At 70.7% G+C, this 19,127-nt stretch carries 17 protein-coding genes; 12 read left to right on the top strand and 5 right to left on the bottom strand.

Annotated elements, in window-relative coordinates; genetic code table 11:
- Window positions 1-28 precede the first annotated feature (28 nt).
- On the bottom strand, window positions 29-1,405 hold the full coding sequence (locus AB0O44_RS07525; protein WP_364136174.1) for an MFS transporter: 1,377 nt from the start codon (window positions 1,403-1,405) through the stop codon (window positions 29-31).
- A 163-nt stretch (window positions 1,406-1,568) separates the two neighbouring features.
- Here AB0O44_RS07525 and AB0O44_RS07520 point away from each other — a divergent pair, with 163 nt between their 5' ends.
- Complete coding sequence (locus tag AB0O44_RS07520; RefSeq protein ID WP_364136173.1) at window positions 1,569-2,477, top strand: LysR family transcriptional regulator; 909 nt, start codon at window positions 1,569-1,571, stop codon at window positions 2,475-2,477.
- Here AB0O44_RS07520 and AB0O44_RS07515 read toward each other — a convergent pair.
- A complete protein-coding gene (locus AB0O44_RS07515; RefSeq protein WP_364136170.1) occupies window positions 2,474-3,436 on the bottom strand; it encodes a fused MFS/spermidine synthase in 963 nt (320 codons plus the stop codon). The two genes, AB0O44_RS07520 and AB0O44_RS07515, sit on opposite strands and share 4 nt — an antisense overlap.
- A gap of 194 nt (window positions 3,437-3,630) precedes the next feature.
- Between AB0O44_RS07515 and AB0O44_RS07510 the strand changes: the two genes are divergently transcribed.
- From AB0O44_RS07510 to AB0O44_RS07485, 6 genes are all read left to right on the top strand, one after another.
- The gene (locus AB0O44_RS07510) at window positions 3,631-4,647 is read left to right on the top strand and encodes a hypothetical protein (protein ID WP_364136168.1); all 1,017 of its coding nucleotides are present in this window, start codon (window positions 3,631-3,633) and stop codon (window positions 4,645-4,647) included.
- Complete coding sequence (locus AB0O44_RS07505; RefSeq protein WP_364136165.1) at window positions 4,644-5,075, top strand: phage holin family protein; 432 nt, start codon at window positions 4,644-4,646, stop codon at window positions 5,073-5,075. The genes AB0O44_RS07510 and AB0O44_RS07505 overlap by 4 nt, the downstream gene beginning before the upstream one ends.
- Before the next feature lie 14 nt (window positions 5,076-5,089).
- Entirely contained in the window at window positions 5,090-5,665 is a 576-nt protein-coding gene (locus AB0O44_RS07500; RefSeq protein WP_364136162.1) for a DUF3618 domain-containing protein, read from the top strand.
- Window positions 5,666-5,745: 80 nt separating this feature from the next.
- Window positions 5,746-6,918 (top strand): YihY/virulence factor BrkB family protein, encoded by a 1,173-nt coding sequence (locus tag AB0O44_RS07495; protein WP_364136159.1) that lies wholly within the window; start codon window positions 5,746-5,748, stop codon window positions 6,916-6,918.
- Window positions 6,919-6,993: 75 nt separating this feature from the next.
- Window positions 6,994-7,854, top strand: a complete 861-nt coding sequence (locus tag AB0O44_RS07490) for a universal stress protein (protein ID WP_364136157.1) — start codon at window positions 6,994-6,996, stop codon at window positions 7,852-7,854.
- Window positions 7,836-8,840 (top strand): zinc-dependent alcohol dehydrogenase family protein, encoded by a 1,005-nt coding sequence (locus AB0O44_RS07485; protein WP_364136154.1) that lies wholly within the window; start codon window positions 7,836-7,838, stop codon window positions 8,838-8,840. Before AB0O44_RS07490 ends, AB0O44_RS07485 begins: the two co-directional genes overlap by 19 nt.
- Before the next feature lie 31 nt (window positions 8,841-8,871).
- Here the strand turns inward: AB0O44_RS07485 and AB0O44_RS07480 are convergent, their stop codons facing one another.
- Both AB0O44_RS07480 and AB0O44_RS07475 read right to left on the bottom strand, forming a co-directional pair.
- Window positions 8,872-12,036, bottom strand: coding sequence for an HAD family hydrolase (locus AB0O44_RS07480; RefSeq protein ID WP_364136151.1), 3,165 nt, complete (start codon window positions 12,034-12,036; stop codon window positions 8,872-8,874).
- A 73-nt stretch (window positions 12,037-12,109) separates the two neighbouring features.
- Window positions 12,110-13,129: a polysaccharide deacetylase family protein gene (locus AB0O44_RS07475; RefSeq protein WP_364136148.1), complete on the bottom strand. Its 1,020-nt coding sequence runs from the start codon at window positions 13,127-13,129 to the stop codon at window positions 12,110-12,112.
- A 141-nt stretch (window positions 13,130-13,270) separates the two neighbouring features.
- Between AB0O44_RS07475 and AB0O44_RS07470 the strand changes: the two genes are divergently transcribed.
- The gene (locus AB0O44_RS07470; protein ID WP_364136145.1) at window positions 13,271-15,220 is read left to right on the top strand and encodes a heavy metal translocating P-type ATPase; all 1,950 of its coding nucleotides are present in this window, start codon (window positions 13,271-13,273) and stop codon (window positions 15,218-15,220) included.
- Between the two features lie 13 nt (window positions 15,221-15,233).
- Here AB0O44_RS07470 and AB0O44_RS07465 read toward each other — a convergent pair whose 3' ends face one another.
- Window positions 15,234-16,100 (bottom strand): helix-turn-helix transcriptional regulator, encoded by an 867-nt coding sequence (locus tag AB0O44_RS07465; RefSeq protein WP_364136142.1) that lies wholly within the window; start codon window positions 16,098-16,100, stop codon window positions 15,234-15,236.
- 101 nt (window positions 16,101-16,201) lie between these two features.
- Between AB0O44_RS07465 and AB0O44_RS07460 the strand changes: the two genes are divergently transcribed.
- Genes AB0O44_RS07460 through AB0O44_RS07445 form a run of 4 tightly spaced genes read left to right on the top strand, consistent with a single transcriptional unit; the run spans window position 16,202 to window position 19,115 of the window.
- The gene (locus AB0O44_RS07460) at window positions 16,202-17,467 is read left to right on the top strand and encodes a multidrug effflux MFS transporter (RefSeq protein ID WP_364136139.1); all 1,266 of its coding nucleotides are present in this window, start codon (window positions 16,202-16,204) and stop codon (window positions 17,465-17,467) included.
- 11 nt (window positions 17,468-17,478) lie between these two features.
- On the top strand, window positions 17,479-17,913 hold the full coding sequence (locus AB0O44_RS07455; RefSeq protein ID WP_364136136.1) for a cupin domain-containing protein: 435 nt from the start codon (window positions 17,479-17,481) through the stop codon (window positions 17,911-17,913).
- The gene (locus AB0O44_RS07450; RefSeq protein WP_364136133.1) at window positions 17,910-18,767 is read left to right on the top strand and encodes an aldo/keto reductase; all 858 of its coding nucleotides are present in this window, start codon (window positions 17,910-17,912) and stop codon (window positions 18,765-18,767) included. The genes AB0O44_RS07455 and AB0O44_RS07450 overlap by 4 nt, the downstream gene beginning before the upstream one ends.
- Window positions 18,768-18,779: 12 nt before the next feature.
- Window positions 18,780-19,115, top strand: a complete 336-nt coding sequence (locus AB0O44_RS07445; protein ID WP_364136130.1) for a carboxymuconolactone decarboxylase family protein — start codon at window positions 18,780-18,782, stop codon at window positions 19,113-19,115.
- Window positions 19,116-19,127: the final 12 nt, after the last annotated feature.

The raw sequence follows: 19,127 nt of genomic DNA, 5'->3' as shown, positions 1-19,127 counted from the left end.
ACGAGTGCTGCGGGTGCTGCTGTCCGGGTCAGCGGACGGCGGCTACGGCCAGGCCTTCACGCTCGGCGTCGGCCCGGTCCACGTCCTCCAGTGCGATGCCCTTGGTTTCCTTCAGGGTCAGCACGGTGGCCGCGGTGATGACACATGCCACCACGAGGTAGATGGCGGTGGGCAGCCAGGAGTTGGTGTCCTTCAGCCAGGCGGTGGCCAGCAGCGGTGCCAGCGAACCGGCGAAGATCGAGGTGACCTGGGAGCCGAGGGAGACGCCGGCGTAACGCATCCGGGTGGGGAACAGCTCGGCCATCAGGGCCGGCTGGCCGGCGTACATGAAGCCGTGCAGGCAGAGGCCTATGGTCACGGCCAGGACGATGACGACGGCGTTCTTGGTGTCGAACATCGGGAAGGCGAAGAACGGCCAGGTGGCGCCGGAGATGGCACCGACGAGGTACACCGGCTTGCGGCCCCAGCTGTCCACCAGACGGCCGATCTGCGGGATGACCAGGAAGTGCACCAGGTGCGCGATCAGCAGGGCCAGCAGCAGGGACGAGGTGTCGTACTTGTCCACGGTCTTCAGGTAGACGATCGAGAAGCTGACCACCAGGTAGTACATGATGTTCTCGGCGAAGCGCAGGCCCATGGACTGCAGGATGCCCTTCGGGTACTTGCGGATGACCTCGCGGACGCCGTAGCTGGCGGCCTGCTCGGCTTCCAGCTGCGCCTTGGCCTCAAGGAAGATCGGCGCCTCGGAAACGTTGGTGCGGATGTAGTAACCGACGAAGACGATCACGGCGGAGAGCCAGAACGCCACGCGCCAGCCCCAGCCGAGGAAGTCCGCGGCGCTGAGCGTGTTGGACATGATGAACAGCACCAGGGTGGCCAGCAGGTTGCCCACCGGCACGGCGGCCTGCGGCCAGCTGGCCCAGAATCCGCGGCCCTCGTTGGGGCTGTGCTCGGCAACCAGGAGGACGGCGCCGCCCCACTCACCGCCCAGGGCGAAGCCCTGGATGAAGCGCAGGATGACCAGCAAGGCCGGGGCGAGGTACCCGATGTCGACGAAGCCCGGGAGGCAGCCCATCAGGAAGGTGGACACGCCGATGATGACGATAGTGAGCTGCAGGGTGGGCTTGCGGCCCAGCTTGTCGCCGATCTGGCCGAAGACGATGCCGCCCAGCGGCCGGGCGACGAAGCCGACGGCGTAGGTCAGGAAGGCCTGGATGATGCCGTCCAGGTCGTTGCCCGTGGACGGGAAGAAGTACTTGCCAAAGACCAGGGTGGCTGCGGTGGCGTAGAGGAAGAATTCGTACCACTCGACGACCGTTCCCACCATGGAGGCGGCGACGATTTTCTTGAGGCCCTCGCCCTTGCGGGCGGCAGGCGGTGTTGCGGAGCGCTGTTCTACGCTCATAAGTAACTCCTAGGTGTCCACGGCGACACAGTGTGTGGTGCTTACCGTCGCGGTGCAATCAGCTGTGATGCACGGCACTGAAAATGGGCTTCATCGAGTATCGCCGCAGATTCGCCGCCGCTCAATGGCCAAAGCGGCACGATGTGTGTGCAGAATTGCAGATATGAATCTCAATCCGGACGACCTTCTGGTGCTGCTTGCCGTGTCCCGCTCGGCGAAATTTACGACGGCGGCGCAGTCCCTGGGCCTGAACCACACCACGGTCTCGCGCCGGATCGCCGCCCTGGAGAAGGCGCTGGGCGGGCGGGTCCTCTCCCGCGCCGCGGGCGGCTGGGAGCTGACGGACCTGGGAGCCGCCGCCGTCGCCGTCGCCGAGGAGGTGGAGGGCGCCGTGCGCTCCCTCGAGGAACCGGGGAAGACGCCGGACCCGGTGACCGGCGTCGTCCGGATGACCGCGACGGATGCCTTCAGCGCCTACATCGCCGCCCCGGCGGTGGCGAAGCTGCGCCACCAGCACCCCGGGCTGAGCGTGGAAATCATCACCGTGACCCGGCGGGCACTGCAGCAGCGCTCCGGCCTGGACATCGAGGTGGTGGTGGGCGAACCGCAGGTGCACCGCGCCGAGGCCTCGCGGCTGGGCGAGTACATGCTGGGGATGTACGCCTCCCGCGATTACGTGGCCGAGCACGGAACGCCCGCTTCGCTCGCCGAACTGGAGAGCCACCCGCTGGTCTACTTTGTCGACTCGATGCTGCAGGTGGATGACCTCGATGCCCCGCGCAGGCTGGTGCCGACCATGCGCGACGGGCTCAGCTCGACCAACGTTTTCGTGCACATCGAGGCCACCCGGGCCGGCGCCGGGGTGGGGTTCCTGCCCTGCTTCGCCGCGGACCTGCACCCGGACCTGGTGCGGCTGGTGTCGGACCAGGTCGCCGAGATGCTGCCCTACTGGATGGTGCTGCGGCCCGATTCGCTCCGCCGGCCCGCGGTGGCCGCCGTCGTCCAGGCCCTCCGCGAGGGGACGGACGCGCACCACGACGCGCTGATGGGCCGCGGCACGGGCCGGGCTTAGGGCTGCGCCGGGCTCTCCGGCTGGGCTGGATTCTCCAGGGAGGCGGGGGCGGCGTCGTGCCGGACGGCCGCGCCGGCGGCAAAGGAGCGGACCCGAGCGTCGTCCCACAGGTGAGCCGGCACGCCGCCGCCCAGCAGCCGCCGGGCCAGGCCCGGATCCCCACCGAGCGGTTCGTCGCTCCCGGCGATGATCATATTGCCGTAACGCCGCCCCTTGAGCATGGCCGGGTCGGCGATGATGACGGTGTGCCGGAAGGCCCCGGCGATGGCGGCCGCGTCCTCGCGGGCGTTGGTCAGCGCAGGGGCGTCCCCGGAGTTAACGACGTAGACGCCGCCCGGGCCCAGGAGACGCTTGGCATGGCCAACGAACTCGGCGGTGGTCAGCGGCCGCGGGGTCTGTGAGCCCGCGAAAACGTCCCGGATGATCAGGTCCCGGGTTTCGGGCGTCAGCGATTCGGTGACCTCCCGGGCCTCCCCGACCCGGAGCCGCAGCAGCGGGGCCTTGGGCAGGTCGAACCAGCCGCGGACGTATTCCGCCAGCTTGCCATCCAGCTCCACCACCACCTGCCGGGCCTCCGGGTAGGCGGCATGGACGTAACGGGCCAGCGAGCACGCCCCGCCGCCCAGGTGCAGCGCACGCAGCCGGGGCGAGGCCGCCGTCGGCCAGCGGGACTCGACCAGGGCGGCAATCCAGCGCATGTATTCGAAGTCCAGGAACAACGGGTCCGCCAGGTCGATATGGGAGCTCATCACGCCGTTGATCCGCAGCAGCCAGCCGGTGGAATTGTCCTGGTCCGGAGCGAGTTCGCAGTCTCCGGTATCGATGGTGTAGACACCCGCCACGGGCCCGGTTTTACCCGCCCCCCTTGCCGTGTCGGGGGCCCCGGAACCGGCCTGCCGCCCCTGCGTTTCCTCGGCCGCGGCGGCTCCGCGCCGGGCGGCCCTGCCCTTCTTCGCCATCAGCCGTCAGCCCTCTCGCCCATGCCCCAACCCTATCGGCCCGTCCCGGACCAAGTCCCGGGCGGCCCTTGTGAATGGAAGCAAAGTTTGCTTACTATTTGTTAGTAATCATGCTTACTATTCGGGTTCCGGTGCTGCCGCACGGCGGCCGGGCCTCAGATCTAAAAGCGGATCTTCAAGGAAAGAGAGCGACGATGACAGAGAACCAATGGCCCCAGGACGGCACCTACGGCACGCCGGGTGACGCGCAGGACGAGCTACGCCCCCGCACCACGTTCCCATCGGCGGCAAACTCCGGCACGGAGCATGTCAGCACGGAGCATGCCGGCACGGGTTACCCCGCGACGGAGTACCCGGCTGCAGGGACCACCGGCGGTTACGCTGGCGGACAGGCGTCCTCCGGCACCGGCTCCTTCGACACTGACTCCTACAGCACCGACTCGTACAGCACCGGCGGAACCGGAACGTCGTCCAAGACCGACGCGGCCAAGGATGAGGCCGCCGAGGTCAAGGACCAGGCCGTTGACTCGGCCCAGAACGTCGCCGAGACCGCCAAGACCGAGGCAGCCAACGTCGCCTCCGAGGTCAAGAGCAACGCCCGCAACCTGCTGGACCAGGCCCGAACGGACCTCACCGAGCAGGCCGGCAACCAGCAGCAGAAGGCAGCCCAGGGCCTGCACTCGATCTCCAGCGAACTCCACACCATGGCCCGCGCCTCTGATCAGCCCGGCGTAGCCACCGACCTGGTCCGCCAGGCCGCCGAGCGCTCCGCCTCCGTCGCCACCTGGCTCGAGAACCGGGATCCGGGCTCGCTCCTGACCGAGGTCAAGTCCTTTGCACGCCAGCGTCCCGGCGCCTTCCTGCTGGCAGCCGCCGGCGCCGGCATCCTGGCCGGACGCCTGAGCCGCAACCTCAGCGCCGGTGCCCCGGAGCAGTCCGCCAACGGCTCCGCCGGCGCCGCCTCCCGCGCACCGCAGCCCGTCACCCGGGTGCCCGATGCCGGCGTCGCGGTTCCGCCGCCGCCGGTGCAGTACCCGGAAGCCACCACGGCCGCCCACGCGGACACCTACCCGCCCAACCCGCTGGAGGGAGAGGGCTCCGGCGCCCACGCCGGGAGCTGGGCCGAGGACCCGCTGGAGGCGGATCCGTACCGCGTCGATCCCGGCGTCGACCCGGACCGTAAGGACCCGTTCGACGGCGGACGCCGATGAGCACCGAGATGCCGCTGGGCGCCCACGCCCAGGCCACGGACGCCCACGTGAAAGCGGAGACCACCTCCCTGGGTGATTTGCTCGGGGACGTCACCCGGGATCTTTCCACCCTGATGCGCCAGGAACTGGAGCTCGCGAAGGCGGAACTGAAGCAGACCACCAGCCGGGCCGGGAAAGGCAGCGGCCTGCTGGCCGGCGCCGGAGTGGCGGGCCACTTTGTCCTGCTGTTCCTCTCCCTGGCCCTCTGGTGGGGCCTCGGAACCCTGATGGGACTCGGATGGTCCGGCGTCATTGTCGCCGTCATCTGGGGCATCATCGGCGCCGTCATGGCCTCCATGGGCCGCAAGGAGCTCAAGGCGATGAAGGGCCTTCCCCAGACCGCCGAGACCATCCAGGAAATTCCCCCCACTCTCAAGCCCAGCCACTAAAGCGAGGAAAGACAATGAGTCAGAACCCGGATGCCATCCGTGCCGACATCGAAGCAACCCGCGCACGGCTCGGAACCAACGTCGACGCCGTGGCGGACAAGGTCACCCCGTCCAACATCGTCCAGCGCCAGACCGACAAGGTCAAAGACGCAGTCTTCGGAGCGAAGGAGAAAGTCATGGGAGCAGCCGACCACGCCGGCAGCAGCACCGGAGCGCACTTCAGCGATGCCGGCTCTGCTGTTTCCGACGCACCCCACCAGGTGAAGGCCAAGACCCAGGGCAGCCCGCTCGCCGCAGGCCTCATCGCCTTCGGCGCCGGCCTCCTGGTCTCCGCCCTGATCCCGGCCAGCCAGAAGGAACGGGAGGCCGCCGATGCACTGAAGTCGGCAGCCGAGCCGCTCACCACGGAGCTGGGCCAGGCGGCACAGCACGTGGCCGAGGGTCTCAAGGAACCCGCCCAGGCAGCCGTGGAAAACGTCAAGGCCACCGCCACCGACGCGGCCCAGAACGTCAAGGGCGAGGGCCAGACGGCCGTAGCCGACGTCAAGGACCGCGCCGCCGACGCCAAGGACAATGTCCAGCAGGCTTAGCCTGACCCGGATGGCGGCCGGCTGCCCCCGCTGACGCGGAGGCAGCCGGCCGCTGCGCTTAACCACGAAAGAAGATTCCGATGGCCAAGAACCTCACCCAGGCGCACACTGGCTCCATGGACGACGCCGAGACCGCCACCAGCAGCACCGCCAAGGCCCGAACCTCGCCCTCGCCGGAGGACGCCCGCAAGCCGGACCGCCCCACCGACGTCACCAAACCGTCCTGGAAGTACATCGCCCGCAAGACCCTGCGCGAGTTCACTAAAGACCAGTGCCAGGACCTGGCGGCGGCGCTGACCTACTATTCGGTGCTGTCGATCTTCCCGGCCCTGCTGGCGCTGGTGTCCCTGCTGGGGCTCTTCGGCGACGCGCAGAAGACCACCGGCGCGCTGCTGGACATCGTTCAGGGCTTCGCCCCCGGGCAGACGGTGGACACGATCCGCCCGCTGATTCAGGAACTGACCAGCTCCTCCGCGGCAGGCCTGACGTTCGTCCTCGGCCTCCTGACGGCTATCTGGTCCGCGTCCGGTTACGTGGGCGCCTTTGGCCGCGCCATGAACCGGGTCTACGAGACCGACGAGGGCCGGCCGTTCCTGAAGCTGCGCGGCACCATGCTGGGCGTCACCGTGGTCAACCTCCTGCTGGTGGTGGTCATCGCCGCCATGCTGGTCCTCAGCGGGCCGGTGGCGGAGTCCGTGGGTAACCTGATCGGCCTGGGTGGCGCCTTCCTGGTGGTGTGGAACATCGCCAAGTGGCCGGTCATGCTGGTGCTGCTGATCGTCGCGATCGCCATCCTCTACTACGCCACCCCCAATGTGAAGCAGCCGAAGTTCCGCTGGCTGAGCATGGGGTCGGCGATTGCCCTGCTGGTCTTCCTGCTCGTCTCGGTGGCCTTCGGGTTCTACGTGGCGAACTTCAGCAGCTACAACAAGACGTACGGTGCGATCGGCGGCATCATCGTGGCCCTGCTCTGGCTCTGGATCCTGAACATGTCGCTGCTGTTCGGTGCCGAGTTCGACGCCGAGACTGAGCGCGGCCGTGAACTGCAGGCCGGGATCGAGGCCGAGGAAACCATCCAGCTGCCGCCGCGGGACACCAAGAAGAGCGACAAGCTGCAGGCCCAGGAGGAAGAGGACATCCGCCGGGGCCGGGAGCTGCGCGAGGAGCACGCCCGGCACGCATCGGCGGAGCGCGGCGAGGAGCGCCGCGCCGGTGACGCTTCCGACGCTCGGCGCGGGGACCAAAGCCCCTAGCCTCCGCTCGGGCGGGCGCCTGTACTGGGGTGAAGCCGCACTGCTGGGGTGCCGTCCGCCTACCCGGGAGGATCCATGCCGGCAGCCGCACCAGGACAGCGCGCCGCCGTCGTGGCCGGGTATGACGACTCCGATTCCGCCCGGCTGGCCGTTCGCTGGGCGGCCCGGCACGCCGCCGCGACGAAGCGCAGCCTCGAGGTGGTGCACGCCTGGGTCTGGCCGGTTTTCACCTCCAATCTGGGCCCGGTCGGCGGTGTCTCCGGCAGCGGGCTTCGCCTCGCCGCAGAGACCATCCGCGACTCCGGAGCGGCCATTGCGCGAGCCGCCGCCCCCGGCCTGACGGTCACCGCCCGGATGCTGCCGGGGCTTCCGGCCCAGGTGCTGCAGGACGCGGCCCGGGGGGCGGCACTGCTGGTGGTGGGCAGCCGGGGACTGGGCGGCGTGCTGGGCCGGATCGCCGGCTCCGTCTGCGCGGACCTCGCAGCCTCCGCGCCCTGCCCACTGATGGTGGTCAGGCGGCTCACCCTGCCGGGCCAACCGGTGACGGCCGCCGTCGACGCCGACCCGGCACGGACCGCCGTCGTAGCCCAGGCCGCGGCCCTCGCCGCCGCGATGGGCACCGGCCTCGAGATTCTCCACGTCGCCCCGGTCGACCCGGAGCATGGAGCAGGCCGGGCCACGGGCGGAGCCGCGCTCCTGGCGGACGCCGTGGCGGAGGCCCGGAGGCTGGCCCCGGGACTGGCCGTCACCGGAACCCTGGTTCCCGGGCGGCACGTGGGCCGGGAGCTCTCAGCCGCCGCGGCGGGGGCCGACGTCCTGGTCCTGGGATCCCACCGCCGCGGCACCGGGCCGGGCAATACCGTCTCCGGGGTTCTGCAGCAGGCACCCTGCAACGTCCTCGTCATCCGGAAAGACCCATGCGCGCCTGGTGGGTAGGCCGCCCCGGGCCCGCGGACACCGGTCCGCTGGTGGCCGGCGAACGGCCCGACCCCCTCCCCGGCCGGGGCGAAGTACTGGTCCGGGTGCGTGTCTGCGGCGTGTGCCGGACCGACCTGCACTTGGCCGAGGGGGACCTGCCCCCGCGGCGGCCCGGCGTGGTGCCCGGGCATGAGGTGGTGGGCGACGTCGTCGCGTCCGGGCCCGGGGCGGACCGGTTCCAGCCCGGCGAGCGCGTGGGGGTCGCCTGGCTCGGGGGCACCTGCCGGGTGTGCCGGTTCTGCGTCCGCGGGCAGGAGAACCTCTGCCTAACGCCCACCTTCACGGGCTGGGACCGCGACGGCGGCTACGCGGAACTGGTGACCGTGGCCCAGGACTTCGCCTACCGGCTCCCCGAATCCTTCCGGGACGAAGAGGCCGCCCCGCTGCTGTGCGCCGGGATCATCGGCTACCGGGCCCTGCTGCGGGCCGACCTTCCCGTGGGCGGCCGGCTCGGCATCTACGGCTTCGGTGCCTCCGCCCACCTTGCCGCGCAGGTGGCCCTCTACCGGGGAGCCAGCGTCTATGTGATGACCCGCTCCCCCGCGGCCCGCGCCCTGGCGTTGGAGCTGGGCGCCGTGTTCGCCGGCGACGCGGACGAGCCGCCCCCGGATCCACTCGATTCGGCCATCCTGTTCGCGCCGGTGGGAACCCTGGTGCCGCCGGCTCTGCGGGCGCTGGACCGCGGCGGCACGCTGGCCGTCGCCGGCATCCACCTCAGCGACATCCCCGCCCTGGACTACGCCGCCGAGCTCTTCCAGGAACGGCAGTTGCGCAGCGTCACCGCCAACACCCGGGCCGACGGGGAGGAGTTCCTCCGGATCGCCGCGGAGATCCCGCTCCGGCCCAGCACCACCGCCTACCCGTTCGAGGAAGCCGGCCGGGCCCTCCGGGACCTGGCCGCGGACCGGGTGACCGGCGCCGCCGTCATTCGGGTGAGGGACTGAGTTTCATACGTGGCGCACCGAGTGCCCGGCGTCAGGGCCCGGCCCGGAACTCGTGCCGCTGCCCGGCCTGCAGGAACACCTCCTGCTGCCCCACCCGCACCAGGACGGGCGCGGCGTCGCCCGGGGCGGCGGTGACTGCCAGCCGCCCCGGTTCGAGCTGGACGGCCAGCAGCTGGTCCCGGTAGCGGACCTTGAAGCCGAGCCGGCGCAGCTCGACCGGCAGCCGGGGCGTGAAGGTCAGCGCGTCGCGGGTGATCCGGAGGCCCGCAAAGCTGCGTTGGACGACGTCGATGGTTCCCGCCATCGCACCCAGGTGGATGCCCGAGCTGGTGGTGCCGCCCTGGGTGTCGTCGAGGTCGGCGTCGAGCGCCTCCCGGAAAGTGGCCCAGGCCTGCTCAGGGTCCCGCTGGGCCAGGACCGAGGCGTGCGCCACCCGGCTGAGGGTGGAGCCGTGCGCGGTACGGGCCAGGTAGTAGTCCACGGTGGCGGCCAACTGCTCCGGGGTGACCGGGTAACCGAGCCGGGCCAGGAACCCGGTGAGCTGGTCCTCGCCCAGGACGTAGAAGAGCATCAGCACGTCAGCCTGCTTGGCCAGCCGGTAGCGGTTGGGACTGTCCCCCTCCGCCTCGAGGATCAGGTCCAGGCGTTCGATGTTCCGGTAGCGGCGGCGGTACCCGGCCCAGTCCAGCTCCCGGAGCTCGCCATAGCCGGCGAACTGGCTGATGATGCCCTCGCCGTGGAAGGGCACGAACATCCGCCGGCTCAGCCGCGCCCACCGGGTGATCTCCGCCGTCGTGATCCCCAGCCGGGCCTTCAGGTCCTCCATGTCAAAGCCCCTGACCGAGCGCATAATCCATTCGGCCTGGTCGAAGACCCAGGCGGCCATGACGTTGGTGTAGGCGTTGTCCGCCAGGCCCGCGTCCGGGTGCTCCGGGGGTCCGGTGTGGTACTCGTCCGGGCCCATGACGCCGCGCAGGTGGAAGCGGTCGTCCGCGGGGTCGTGCTCGGCCATCGACGCGAACAGCCGGGCCACCTCCACGATCAGTTCGGCGCCGTGCTGGGTCAGCCAGCCGCGGTCCTGGGTGGCCTCGAAGTACTGCCAGGCGTTGTAGGCCACGGCCAGCCCCACGTGCCGCTGCCGGTGGGAGTAATCCGGCAGCCAGTGGCCCGACAGCCTGTTGTACAGCAGGCTGGGAGTCTGTTCGGTGCCGTCGCTGCCGCTCTGCCAGGGGAACAGGGCGCCGGAGAGGCCAGCCGACCGGGCCGCGTCCCGCGCCGTCCCCAGCCGGCGCCACCGGTAGTCCAGCAACTCGCGGGCCAGGGACGGCAGCCGCGAGTTCAGCACCGGCAGGACGAAGAGCTCGTCCCAGAAGACGTGCCCCCGGTAGCCCTCCCCGTGCAGGCCGCGGGCCGGGACGCCGGCGTCCAGCTCGGCGGTGTGCAGGGTGAGGGTCTGCAGCACGTGGAAGACGTGCAGGTTGAGGATCAGCTGGGCCTGGGAGGGGGCATCCGAGTCGATGATGAACGGGGTCAGCAGCAGGGACCAGGCCCGCTCGTGGTCGGCCAGCAGCTGGTCGAAGGTGCCGGCGCGGGCCAGCACCGCCTGCGCTCCCGCCAGCGGCGAGGACACCGCATGGTCCCGGGAGGTGGCCACCGCAACGGTCTTGGTGACCGCGACCGGGGCTCCCTCCCCCACGGCGGCCTCCAGGCGGTGGGCGTAGAGGCCGGCGGACTGGTGGTAGGCGGTGTTCGCCGGGCCGGAGGCCTCGGTGCGCAAGGCCAGCGCGATCCCGATCCGGCTGCGGCTGGTGCGGACCTGCACGTCGAGGCCGACGGCGCCCGGGCCGGGTGCGTTGGCGGGGTTTTCCACCGCCTGCACCCCGGTCAGGTGGCGCTGGGCGAGGCCGGCGTCCTCGGGGACGTTGGCGTTGCGCACCGCGGTGTCGCAGCCGCTGCTGATGCTGATCCGGCCGCTCCAGCCCGCCGCGCTGATAACGGTCTCCAGGGCCGCGAGGTGCGGTTCGGCCATCGATACCAGCCTCCGCTGCACCACCCGCAGCCGCCGCCCGGCGTCGTCCTCCAGCTCCGCCTCCCGGGTCAGCAGCGCGCGTTTCAGGTCCAGGGTGCGCCGTTCCCGGCGCAGCCGCAGCCCGCCCTCCGACCACCACGGCCCGTCCTCGATCCGCAGGTCCAGGTGCAGCCAGTCCGGGATGTTCACCATGTGCTCGTCCGTGGTCCGCTGGCCCTCCACCGTGCTGGTGAGCCGGTTGTACACACCGGCCAAGTAGCTCCCGGGGTAGTGGATGGGGCCGGCGCGCTGTTCCGGGGCCGTCCCGCGGGTGGCCAGGTAGCCGTTGCCCAGGGTGGTCAGCGCTTCCCGGTGCCCCTCGTGCGCCGGATCGAAGCCCTCGTAGACCAGCAGCCAGGGGTGGGTGATGACCAGGCCTATGTCCAGTTCGCTGACGTCTTCGACCACGATGTCCGCGCCGGCGGCCTCCAGGTCCGCGCGGCGTCCGTCCCGGTCGATGCCGACCACCAGCCCGAAGCCGCCTCGGCGTCCCGCCCGCACCCCGGCCACCGAGGCTTCGATCACCATGGCCCGGCGGGGCGGGATGTCCAGCTTCCGGACCGCCTCCAGCGGGAGGGCGGGGGCGGGTTTGCCGGGCAGGCCCCGGTGCGCGGCGGTCTGCCCGTCGGCGATCTGGTCGAAGGCGCCGTCGAGTCCGACGGCGGCGAGCAGCGGCGACGCGTGCGGGGCGGAGGTGGCCAGCAGCACCGGGACGCGGCCGGCCCGGAGCCGCTCCAGCAGGGCGACGGAGCCGGGGTAGGCCCGTGGCGGGTCGGCCGCCAGCGCCGCGGCGAAGAGCTGGTCCTGCCTGGCGCCCAGCCCCGCCGCCGTCCACTCCCCCGGCGGGTCGGCGGGGTGTCCGGCCGGCAGCGCCGCCCCGCGGGAGGCCAGGAAGTCCGCCACCCCCTCGGCGGGGGTTCGGCCGTCCAGATAGGCGGTGAAGTCGGCGCCGGTGGGCGGGCCGCGCCGGGCGGTGGGCGGCAGCCGGGGGTCACGCAGGACCTCGTCCAGCAGGATCCGCCAGGCCGCGGCGCGTTGTTCGGCGGTATCCAGCAGCACGCCGTCGAGTTCGAAGACGACGGCGTCCACCGGCGCCAGTGCTGCGGCGACTGTGGGCGAGACCGTCATGCGTTATTCGTACCAGCCTTCCCGGGCGCGCGACAGGCCTGCACCGCAGCCCGCGGGCACGTCATCGGCACCGTCAGCGGAGGAGGGCACCGAGGGTGGTGAAGCCGTAGCCCGCCGCCCGGAGCCGCGCGATCAACTGCGGCAGGGCGTCGGCGTCGAGGGTGCTGCCGTCGTCGGGGTTGGAGCCGATGTGCATCAGGACAATCTCGCCGGGGCGCAGCCCGGCGAGGGTCCGGTCCAGCACGGTCTGGACGCTGATGCCGCCGCTGGTTCCCTTCCAGCCCAGCGTGTCCACGGTCCAGCGGACCGCGACGTAGCCCAGGGCGTTGACGGCGGCGATGGTGCGCGCGTCCCGCTCGCCAAAAGGGAACCGGAACAGCGGCCGGGCGGTCCCGCCGGCGGCGCTGATGGCGGCCTCCGCGCCGGCGAGCTGCTGGGCGATCTGGGCGTCGGTCAGGCCGGTGAAGCCGGGGTGGGTCATCGAGTGGTTGCCGATCCGGTGCCCTCCGGCCACGATCGCGGCCACCCACGCCGGATTGCCGGACGCCCACGCGCCGGTGAGGAAGAACGTCCCCCGCACACCCGTCGCGGAGAGGGTCTGCAGGATGCTGGGCAGCCCGGCGGAGTTGGCCCCGGCGTCGAAGGTCAGGGCGACCACCGGCCCGGCGCCGGGGATGACCTCGACGTCGGCGCCCCGGAGCGCGGCCGGAAACGGGTCCGCGGGCGGGGCGGGCGGTTGCGGTGGCTCAGGTGCCGGTTCGGGCGGTGCGGAAGGCTGGGGTGCCGGTGGCGCGGGAGGTACGGGCGGCGCGGGTGGCTCCGCGGCGGGCGGCGCCGGTACGCCCGGCTCAGGCGCGGCCGCCGTCGTCGTGGCCGGTGACGGGGCCGCCGTGGTCGTGGCCTCGGACGGTGACTCCGTGGAAGCGGAGGACGACGGCGGCACGGACAGTGTGGCCGGGGATCCGCCCTGCGGGCCCGAACCCCGCGGCCCCGAGGCCAGCAGCACCGCTCCGGCCACCGCGGCCGCCACGAGCAGGACGGCGAGCACCGCCGCCAGGAGCCGGCGCTGACCGCCGACGGGGATCGACCACATGCCCCACCGTGACCCCGGATCCGCTGCCCGGGATAGGGCTCAAAGACCCCTCCAACGGCCCCGGAAACCCGCCGTCCCCGGGCAGTAGGATGCTGGAAGAGGCACATCCCGGAATCGGCGCTGAGGCAAGGCAGGACCCCCGTGAAAACTCTCTTCCGGTACCCGCTGGTGGCAGGCACCCTGGCCGTCCTGCTGGCCGTGATCCTGCTGCTGGTGTCCGGCCAGGAGGGCATCGCCCGGTGGACCGCCAGCCTCTACGCCCTGGCCGTCGCCGCGTACCTGGCGGTGGGCATGGTCCGCCGGCTGATGGGCGGCACCTGGGGCATCGACATCCTGGCCGTGACCGCGATCGTCAGCACCGTGCTGGTGGGCGAGTTCGTCGCCTCCATGATCATTGTGCTGATGATGGCCGGCGGCACGGCGCTGGAGGACTTCGCGGCGGGCCGGGCCAAGGCGGAACTGACCGCACTCCTCGAACGCGTCCCGCAAACGGCGCACCGCGAGCGCGCCGGTGTGGCGGCGGACGGCACCCACGGGGATGGCAGCCTGGCCGACGGCCAGCACGAGGATGTGGCCGCCACCGACGTACGGATCGGCGACATCCTGCTGGTCCGCCCCGGCGAGGTGGTTCCGCTGGACGGGGTCCTGCTCTCCGACTCCGGCACCTTCGACGAATCGTCCCTCACCGGAGAGAGCCTGCCCGTGGAACGGGCCGCCGGGGAAAACCTGATGAGCGGATCCCTGAACGGCGAGGCGGCCATCAGGATGCGCGTCACGGCCCGGATGGAGGACTCCCAGTACAGCCGGATCGTGGCCCTGGTCCGGGAAGCCGCGGAAAGCAAGGCGCCAATGGTCCGGCTGGCCGACCGCTACGCCGTCCCCTTCACGGGCCTGGCGTACGTGCTGGGCGCCGTCGGCTGGATCATCAGCGGCAGCCCCGCCCGCTTCGCCGAGGTGTTGGTGGTGGCCACGCCCTGCCCGCTGCTGATCGCCGCGCCGGTGGCGTTCCTGGGGGGGATGAGCCGGGCCGCCCGCGGCGGGATCATCGTCAAGTACGCCGGGGTGCTGGAGCTGCTGGGCCGGATCCGCACCGCCGCGTTCGACAAGACCGGTACACTGACCTACGGCCGGCCGGCGCTGGTGGAAATCCGCACCACGGGCACCCTGGACGAGGACGAGGTGCTGCGCCTGGCCGCGTCCGCGGAGCAGTACTCCTCCCACGTGCTCGCCGCCTCCGTGATGGACGCCGCGAGGGCCCGGGTGCTGGGCTTCCACAGCGCCTCCGAGGCCACCGAGTACGCCACGCACGGCGTCCGGGCCCGGCTGGACGGGCGGGACGTGGTGGTGGGGAAACCGAATTTTGTGGCCGAATCGGCCGAGGGCGTGGTGGAGACGGAACTGGTGTCCGGGCAGCTGGGCATCTACGTGGGGGTGGACGGAAAATTCGTCGGCTGCCTGGTGATGAGCGACCCGCTCCGGGACGAGGCGCGCCGCACCCTGGGCGAGCTCCAGCACCTGGGTGTCACGCAGACCGTGATGCTCACCGGCGACGCCCTGGCCACCGCCGAGCACATCGCGGACGCGGCCGGCCTCACGGACGTCCGGGCCGAGTGCCTGCCCCCGGACAAGGTGGAGGCGGTGCGGTCCCTGCCGCTGCGGCCGGTGATGATGGTGGGCGACGGCGTCAACGACGCCCCCGTCCTTGCCGTCGCCGACGTCGGGATCGCGATGGGCGCGCGGGGTTCGACGGCGGCTGGCGAGTCGGCCGACGTCGTGATCATCCTGGATGACCTGTCCAAGGTGGCCTCGGCGGTGCGGATCGGCCAGCGCACCGTGAAGGTGGCGCTGCAGAGCATTTGGATCGGCATCGCGATGAGCGTGGCCCTGATGGTGGCGGCCGCCGCGGGCTACGTCCCGGCGATCGCCGGTGCCCTGTCCCAGGAGGTGGTGGACCTGGCCACCATCCTGAACGCGCTCCGGGCGCTGAGTGCGGGCGGCACGGGCACGGGCCGGAACCCGGCACCGGGGACGGGGACGGGCACGGGCACGGGCACGGGGACGGGGACGGGGACGGGGACGGAGGGACCGTAGAAAGCGCCGGTTATCAGGCGATGGGCTGCGAGGCGGCCCAGGAGGCGAGGAGGCTCAGCCGTTCCGCTGAGGGTGACCCGGGTTCGGCCGAGTAGACAAGGAGCACGTGGCCGGGATCGGCCGTGACGGCGAGCTCCTCGTAGGACAGGGTGAGCTCCCCGACCACCGGGTGCGTGAAGCGTTTGGTCCCCGACCCGTGGGTGCGCACGTCATGGGCCCCCCAGAGCCGGCGGAAGACGTCGCTTCGGGTGGACAACTCGCCGACGAGGTCCTGGAGGAGCTTGTTGTGCGGGTCCCGGCCGGCTTCCGCCCGCATGATCGCCACGCACATGTCGGCGAAGAGGTCCCAATCGGGATAGAAGTCCCTGGAGGCCGGGTCCAGGAATTGGAAGCGGGCCAGGTTGGGTGTGCGTCCGCCGTCGCCAATCACGGGCGAGTAGAAAGCACGGCCCAGATCGTTGGTGGCCACCATGTCCTGGTGCGCGTTCCGGACAAAGGCGGGACCGTCGGTGATGGAACGAAGTGCCCATTGGAGGCTCGGGCGCAGGGCGGGATTCCGGGTGATGCCGCGGCGCCGCGAACGGCCCGAGGTGGGAATCCCGTCGGCGGCCCGGGCCAGGTCAAATAGATGGGCCCTTTCCGTGTCGTTCAGCTGCAGGGCCTCGGAGATGGCGTCCAGCACCGAGGCGGAGGCCCCTGCGATGGTTCCGCGTTCGAGCTTGGAGTAGTACTCCACGCTGACGCCTGCGAGCATGGCCACCTCCGAGCGGCGCAGTCCCTTGACTCGCCGGTTCGGGCCGGAGGGTATCCCGGCGAGCTCGGGGGTGAGTTTGGCCCGACGTGACATGAGGTACTCGCGCACCTCGGCTCGATTGTCCATGTTTATGACGATACGACGATCCCCGCGGCGGAGGGATGCCCTGCCAGTACACCTCTTGACAGGGACTTCTTCGGCCTGCCGATAAGGGTTTTGCTGGATACATGACTGATTCCTCCACCCTCAACCAGACGGGCCGCCATGGCCGGTGGTTGGCGGCGCTGTTGCTGGTGCTGACGGTCTTTGGACCCATCTCCATGGACCTCTATCTTCCGGCTCTCCCTGCCCTGACCGCCGAGCTTGGCGCGAAGACGTCCACGGCACAGCTGACGGTCACCGCGTGCCTGTTGGGGCTGGCGGCGGGGCAGCTGGTCGCAGGCCCGCTCTCTGACCGCTTTGGCAGGCGAAAGCCGCTCCTGATCGGGGTGACCGCGTACGTCGTCGTGTCGGCACTGTGTGCGATGAGCCCCTCCGTTGAGGTGCTGGTGCTCGCCCGGCTGGTCCAGGGCGTGGCCGGCGGCGTAGGGATCGTGATCGCCCAGGCGGCGGGCCGCGATGTGTACGACGGCGGCCGCTTGATCCGCTTTTACGGCCGGCTGACCGTTATCGGCGGCTTTGCGGCCATCGTGGGACCCTTGGTGGGCGGTGCGCTCTCCGCGGTGATGGACTGGCGGGGACTGTTCCAGGTCCTTGCGGTCATTGGTGCGGCGATTCTGGCCTGGGTCGTCGTCGGGTTTGGCGAGACGCTGCCCGCGGGGTCGCGCACCCCGGGCGGGTTCGGCCAGGTGGGCCGCGATATGCGGGTTTTGTTCCGGGACCGCGGGTTCGTCGGCGCTGTCGTGGTTCAAGGGTTTGTCTATGCGGCGCTGTTTGCCTATCTCAGCGGCGCCACCTACGTCCTGCAGGGCGCCTACGGCCTCTCGCCTCAGCAATACGCCATGGCCTTCGGCCTGAATTCTGCGGGGTTCATGGCTTTCGGCTACCTCGCCGGCCGGTCCAGCGAACGGTGGAGCATCACCGGGACCCTCATGGTCGGCCTGGCCATGTGCGCGGCCGGAGCCGGGGGAATCCTGACCGCCGGTATCATCCACCTGCCCTTGCCCGCGGTGATGGTTTCCCTGCTTCTCCTGGTGAGCGGGACCGCGGTCACCAGCCCGCCCTCGACCACCATCGCACTGGCCGGCTATCCGACCATCGCCGGCGCCGCCTCGTCCTTCCTTGGGGCCGCCCGCTTCGCTCTCGGTGGAGTCGCCGCCCCGCTGGTCGGACTCGCCGGAGCACTCAGCATCCTCCCGCTGGGCCTGGTGACCGCCGCCGCGATCATCCTGGCAGCTGCGACCGCCCTGGTCCTGCTGCCCCGTGCGTCGCGTCCGGCAGGCCCGGAAAGACCGTCCTCTGAAACACCCGTTCCAGAGCATTCCCATCACTGAAAGGAAACACCATGCACGGCACCGAATTTAGCCAGATCTTCCCGCTGGGCCAGAAGAACGACGCGTATGCGCAGTACTTCACCGGCCAGAGTTATCTGGCGCCCCTCGCCTCGGGCCCGGTCCCCGTCAGCAACGTCTCTTTCGAGCCGGGATGCCGCAACAACTGGCACATCCACCACGGCACAGACGGTGGAGGCGACCAGGTCCTGCTCTGCACCGCGGGCAGCGGCTGGTACCAGGCCGACGGCGAGGACCCCGTCAGCCTGGAACCGGGAACGGTCATCCACGTGCCCGCCGGCACCAAACACTGGCACGGAGCGAAGGCGGACTCGTGGTTCTCCCACGTCGCTTTCATCACCCCGGGCAACGACGTCAGCAACGAATGGCTCGAGCCGGTGACCGACGAGGTGTACGGCGGACTGTCCCAGAACGGAGAAACAGCATGACCATAGTGAACGAAACTCTTACCCTCTCGAACGGCGTCGAGGTCCCCACCCTGGGGCTGGGCACGTGGTTCATCGACGATGACAAGGCCGCCGAGGCCGTGCGCCAGGCCATCGCGGTCGGATACCGCAACATCGACACCGCCCAGGCCTACGGAAACGAGCGCGGAGTCGGCGACGGCGTCCGCACCTCAGGGGTGGCACGGAACGAACTCTTCGTTTCCACCAAGCTCGCCGCCGAAATCAAGGACTACCCCGGCGCCGTCGCCGCCATCGACCGGTCCCTGGAGCAGCTGGGGCTTGAGTATGTCGACCTGATGCTGATCCACGCCCCGCAACCCTGGGACGACTTCCGTGGCGGCGACTACTCCGAGGGCAACCTCGCCGCCTGGCGCGCCCTGGAGGAAGCCCACCGGGCAGGGAAAATCCGCGCGATCGGAGTCTCCAACTTCCTGCAGGCCGATCTGGAGAACCTCCTCAACCACGGAACCGTTGCCCCGCACGTCAACCAGATCCTCGTGCACGCGGGAAACACCCCCACCGAGCTGATCGACTACTGCCAGTCGCGGGGCATCGCGGTGGAGGCCTACTCCCCGATCGCCCACGGCCAGGTCCTGAAGAACCGGGAGATCGCGGCGATCGCCGAGAAATACGGGGCGAGCGTGCCACAGCTGTGCATCCGCTACACGCTGCAACTGGGCGCCGTGTCGCTGCCCAAGACCGCTAACCCGGCCCACATGCGGTCAAACGCCGAACTCACCTTCACAATCTCGGACGAGGACATGGAAACCCTCCGCACCCTCGATGAAAAGAACTACGGCGAGCACGCCGCGTTCCCCGTTTACTCCGGAAAATAGAGGAGACCCACAATGCCTGAAAAAGTAACGGCCGGCCGGGACGTGCTCGGTGATTTCGCCCCGACGTTCGCCGCGCTCAACGACGACGTCCTCTTCGGTCAGGTCTGGGCCCGCGAAGAACAACTCTCCCCGCGGAGCCGCAGCATCGTCACCGTGACGGCCCTGATGGCCAGCGGGGTGCTGGACAGCTCGCTCCAGCATCACATCGGCCTCGCCAAGGCCAACGGCGTCACGGCCGACGAGATGGCCGAGGTGCTGACCCACGCGGCCTTCTACGCCGGATGGCCCAAAGCCTGGGCAGCGTTCCGCATCGCGACGGAGACCTATGGGGTCGACCTCCCGCGGTAGGCCTGTCCAGGC

The organism is Arthrobacter sp. NPDC080082 (assembly GCF_040686595.1).
GTDB lineage: Bacteria > Actinomycetota > Actinomycetes > Actinomycetales > Micrococcaceae > Arthrobacter.
Note: the sequence above shows the minus strand (reverse complement) of the source record. Positions and strands in the feature narration are given on the sequence as shown.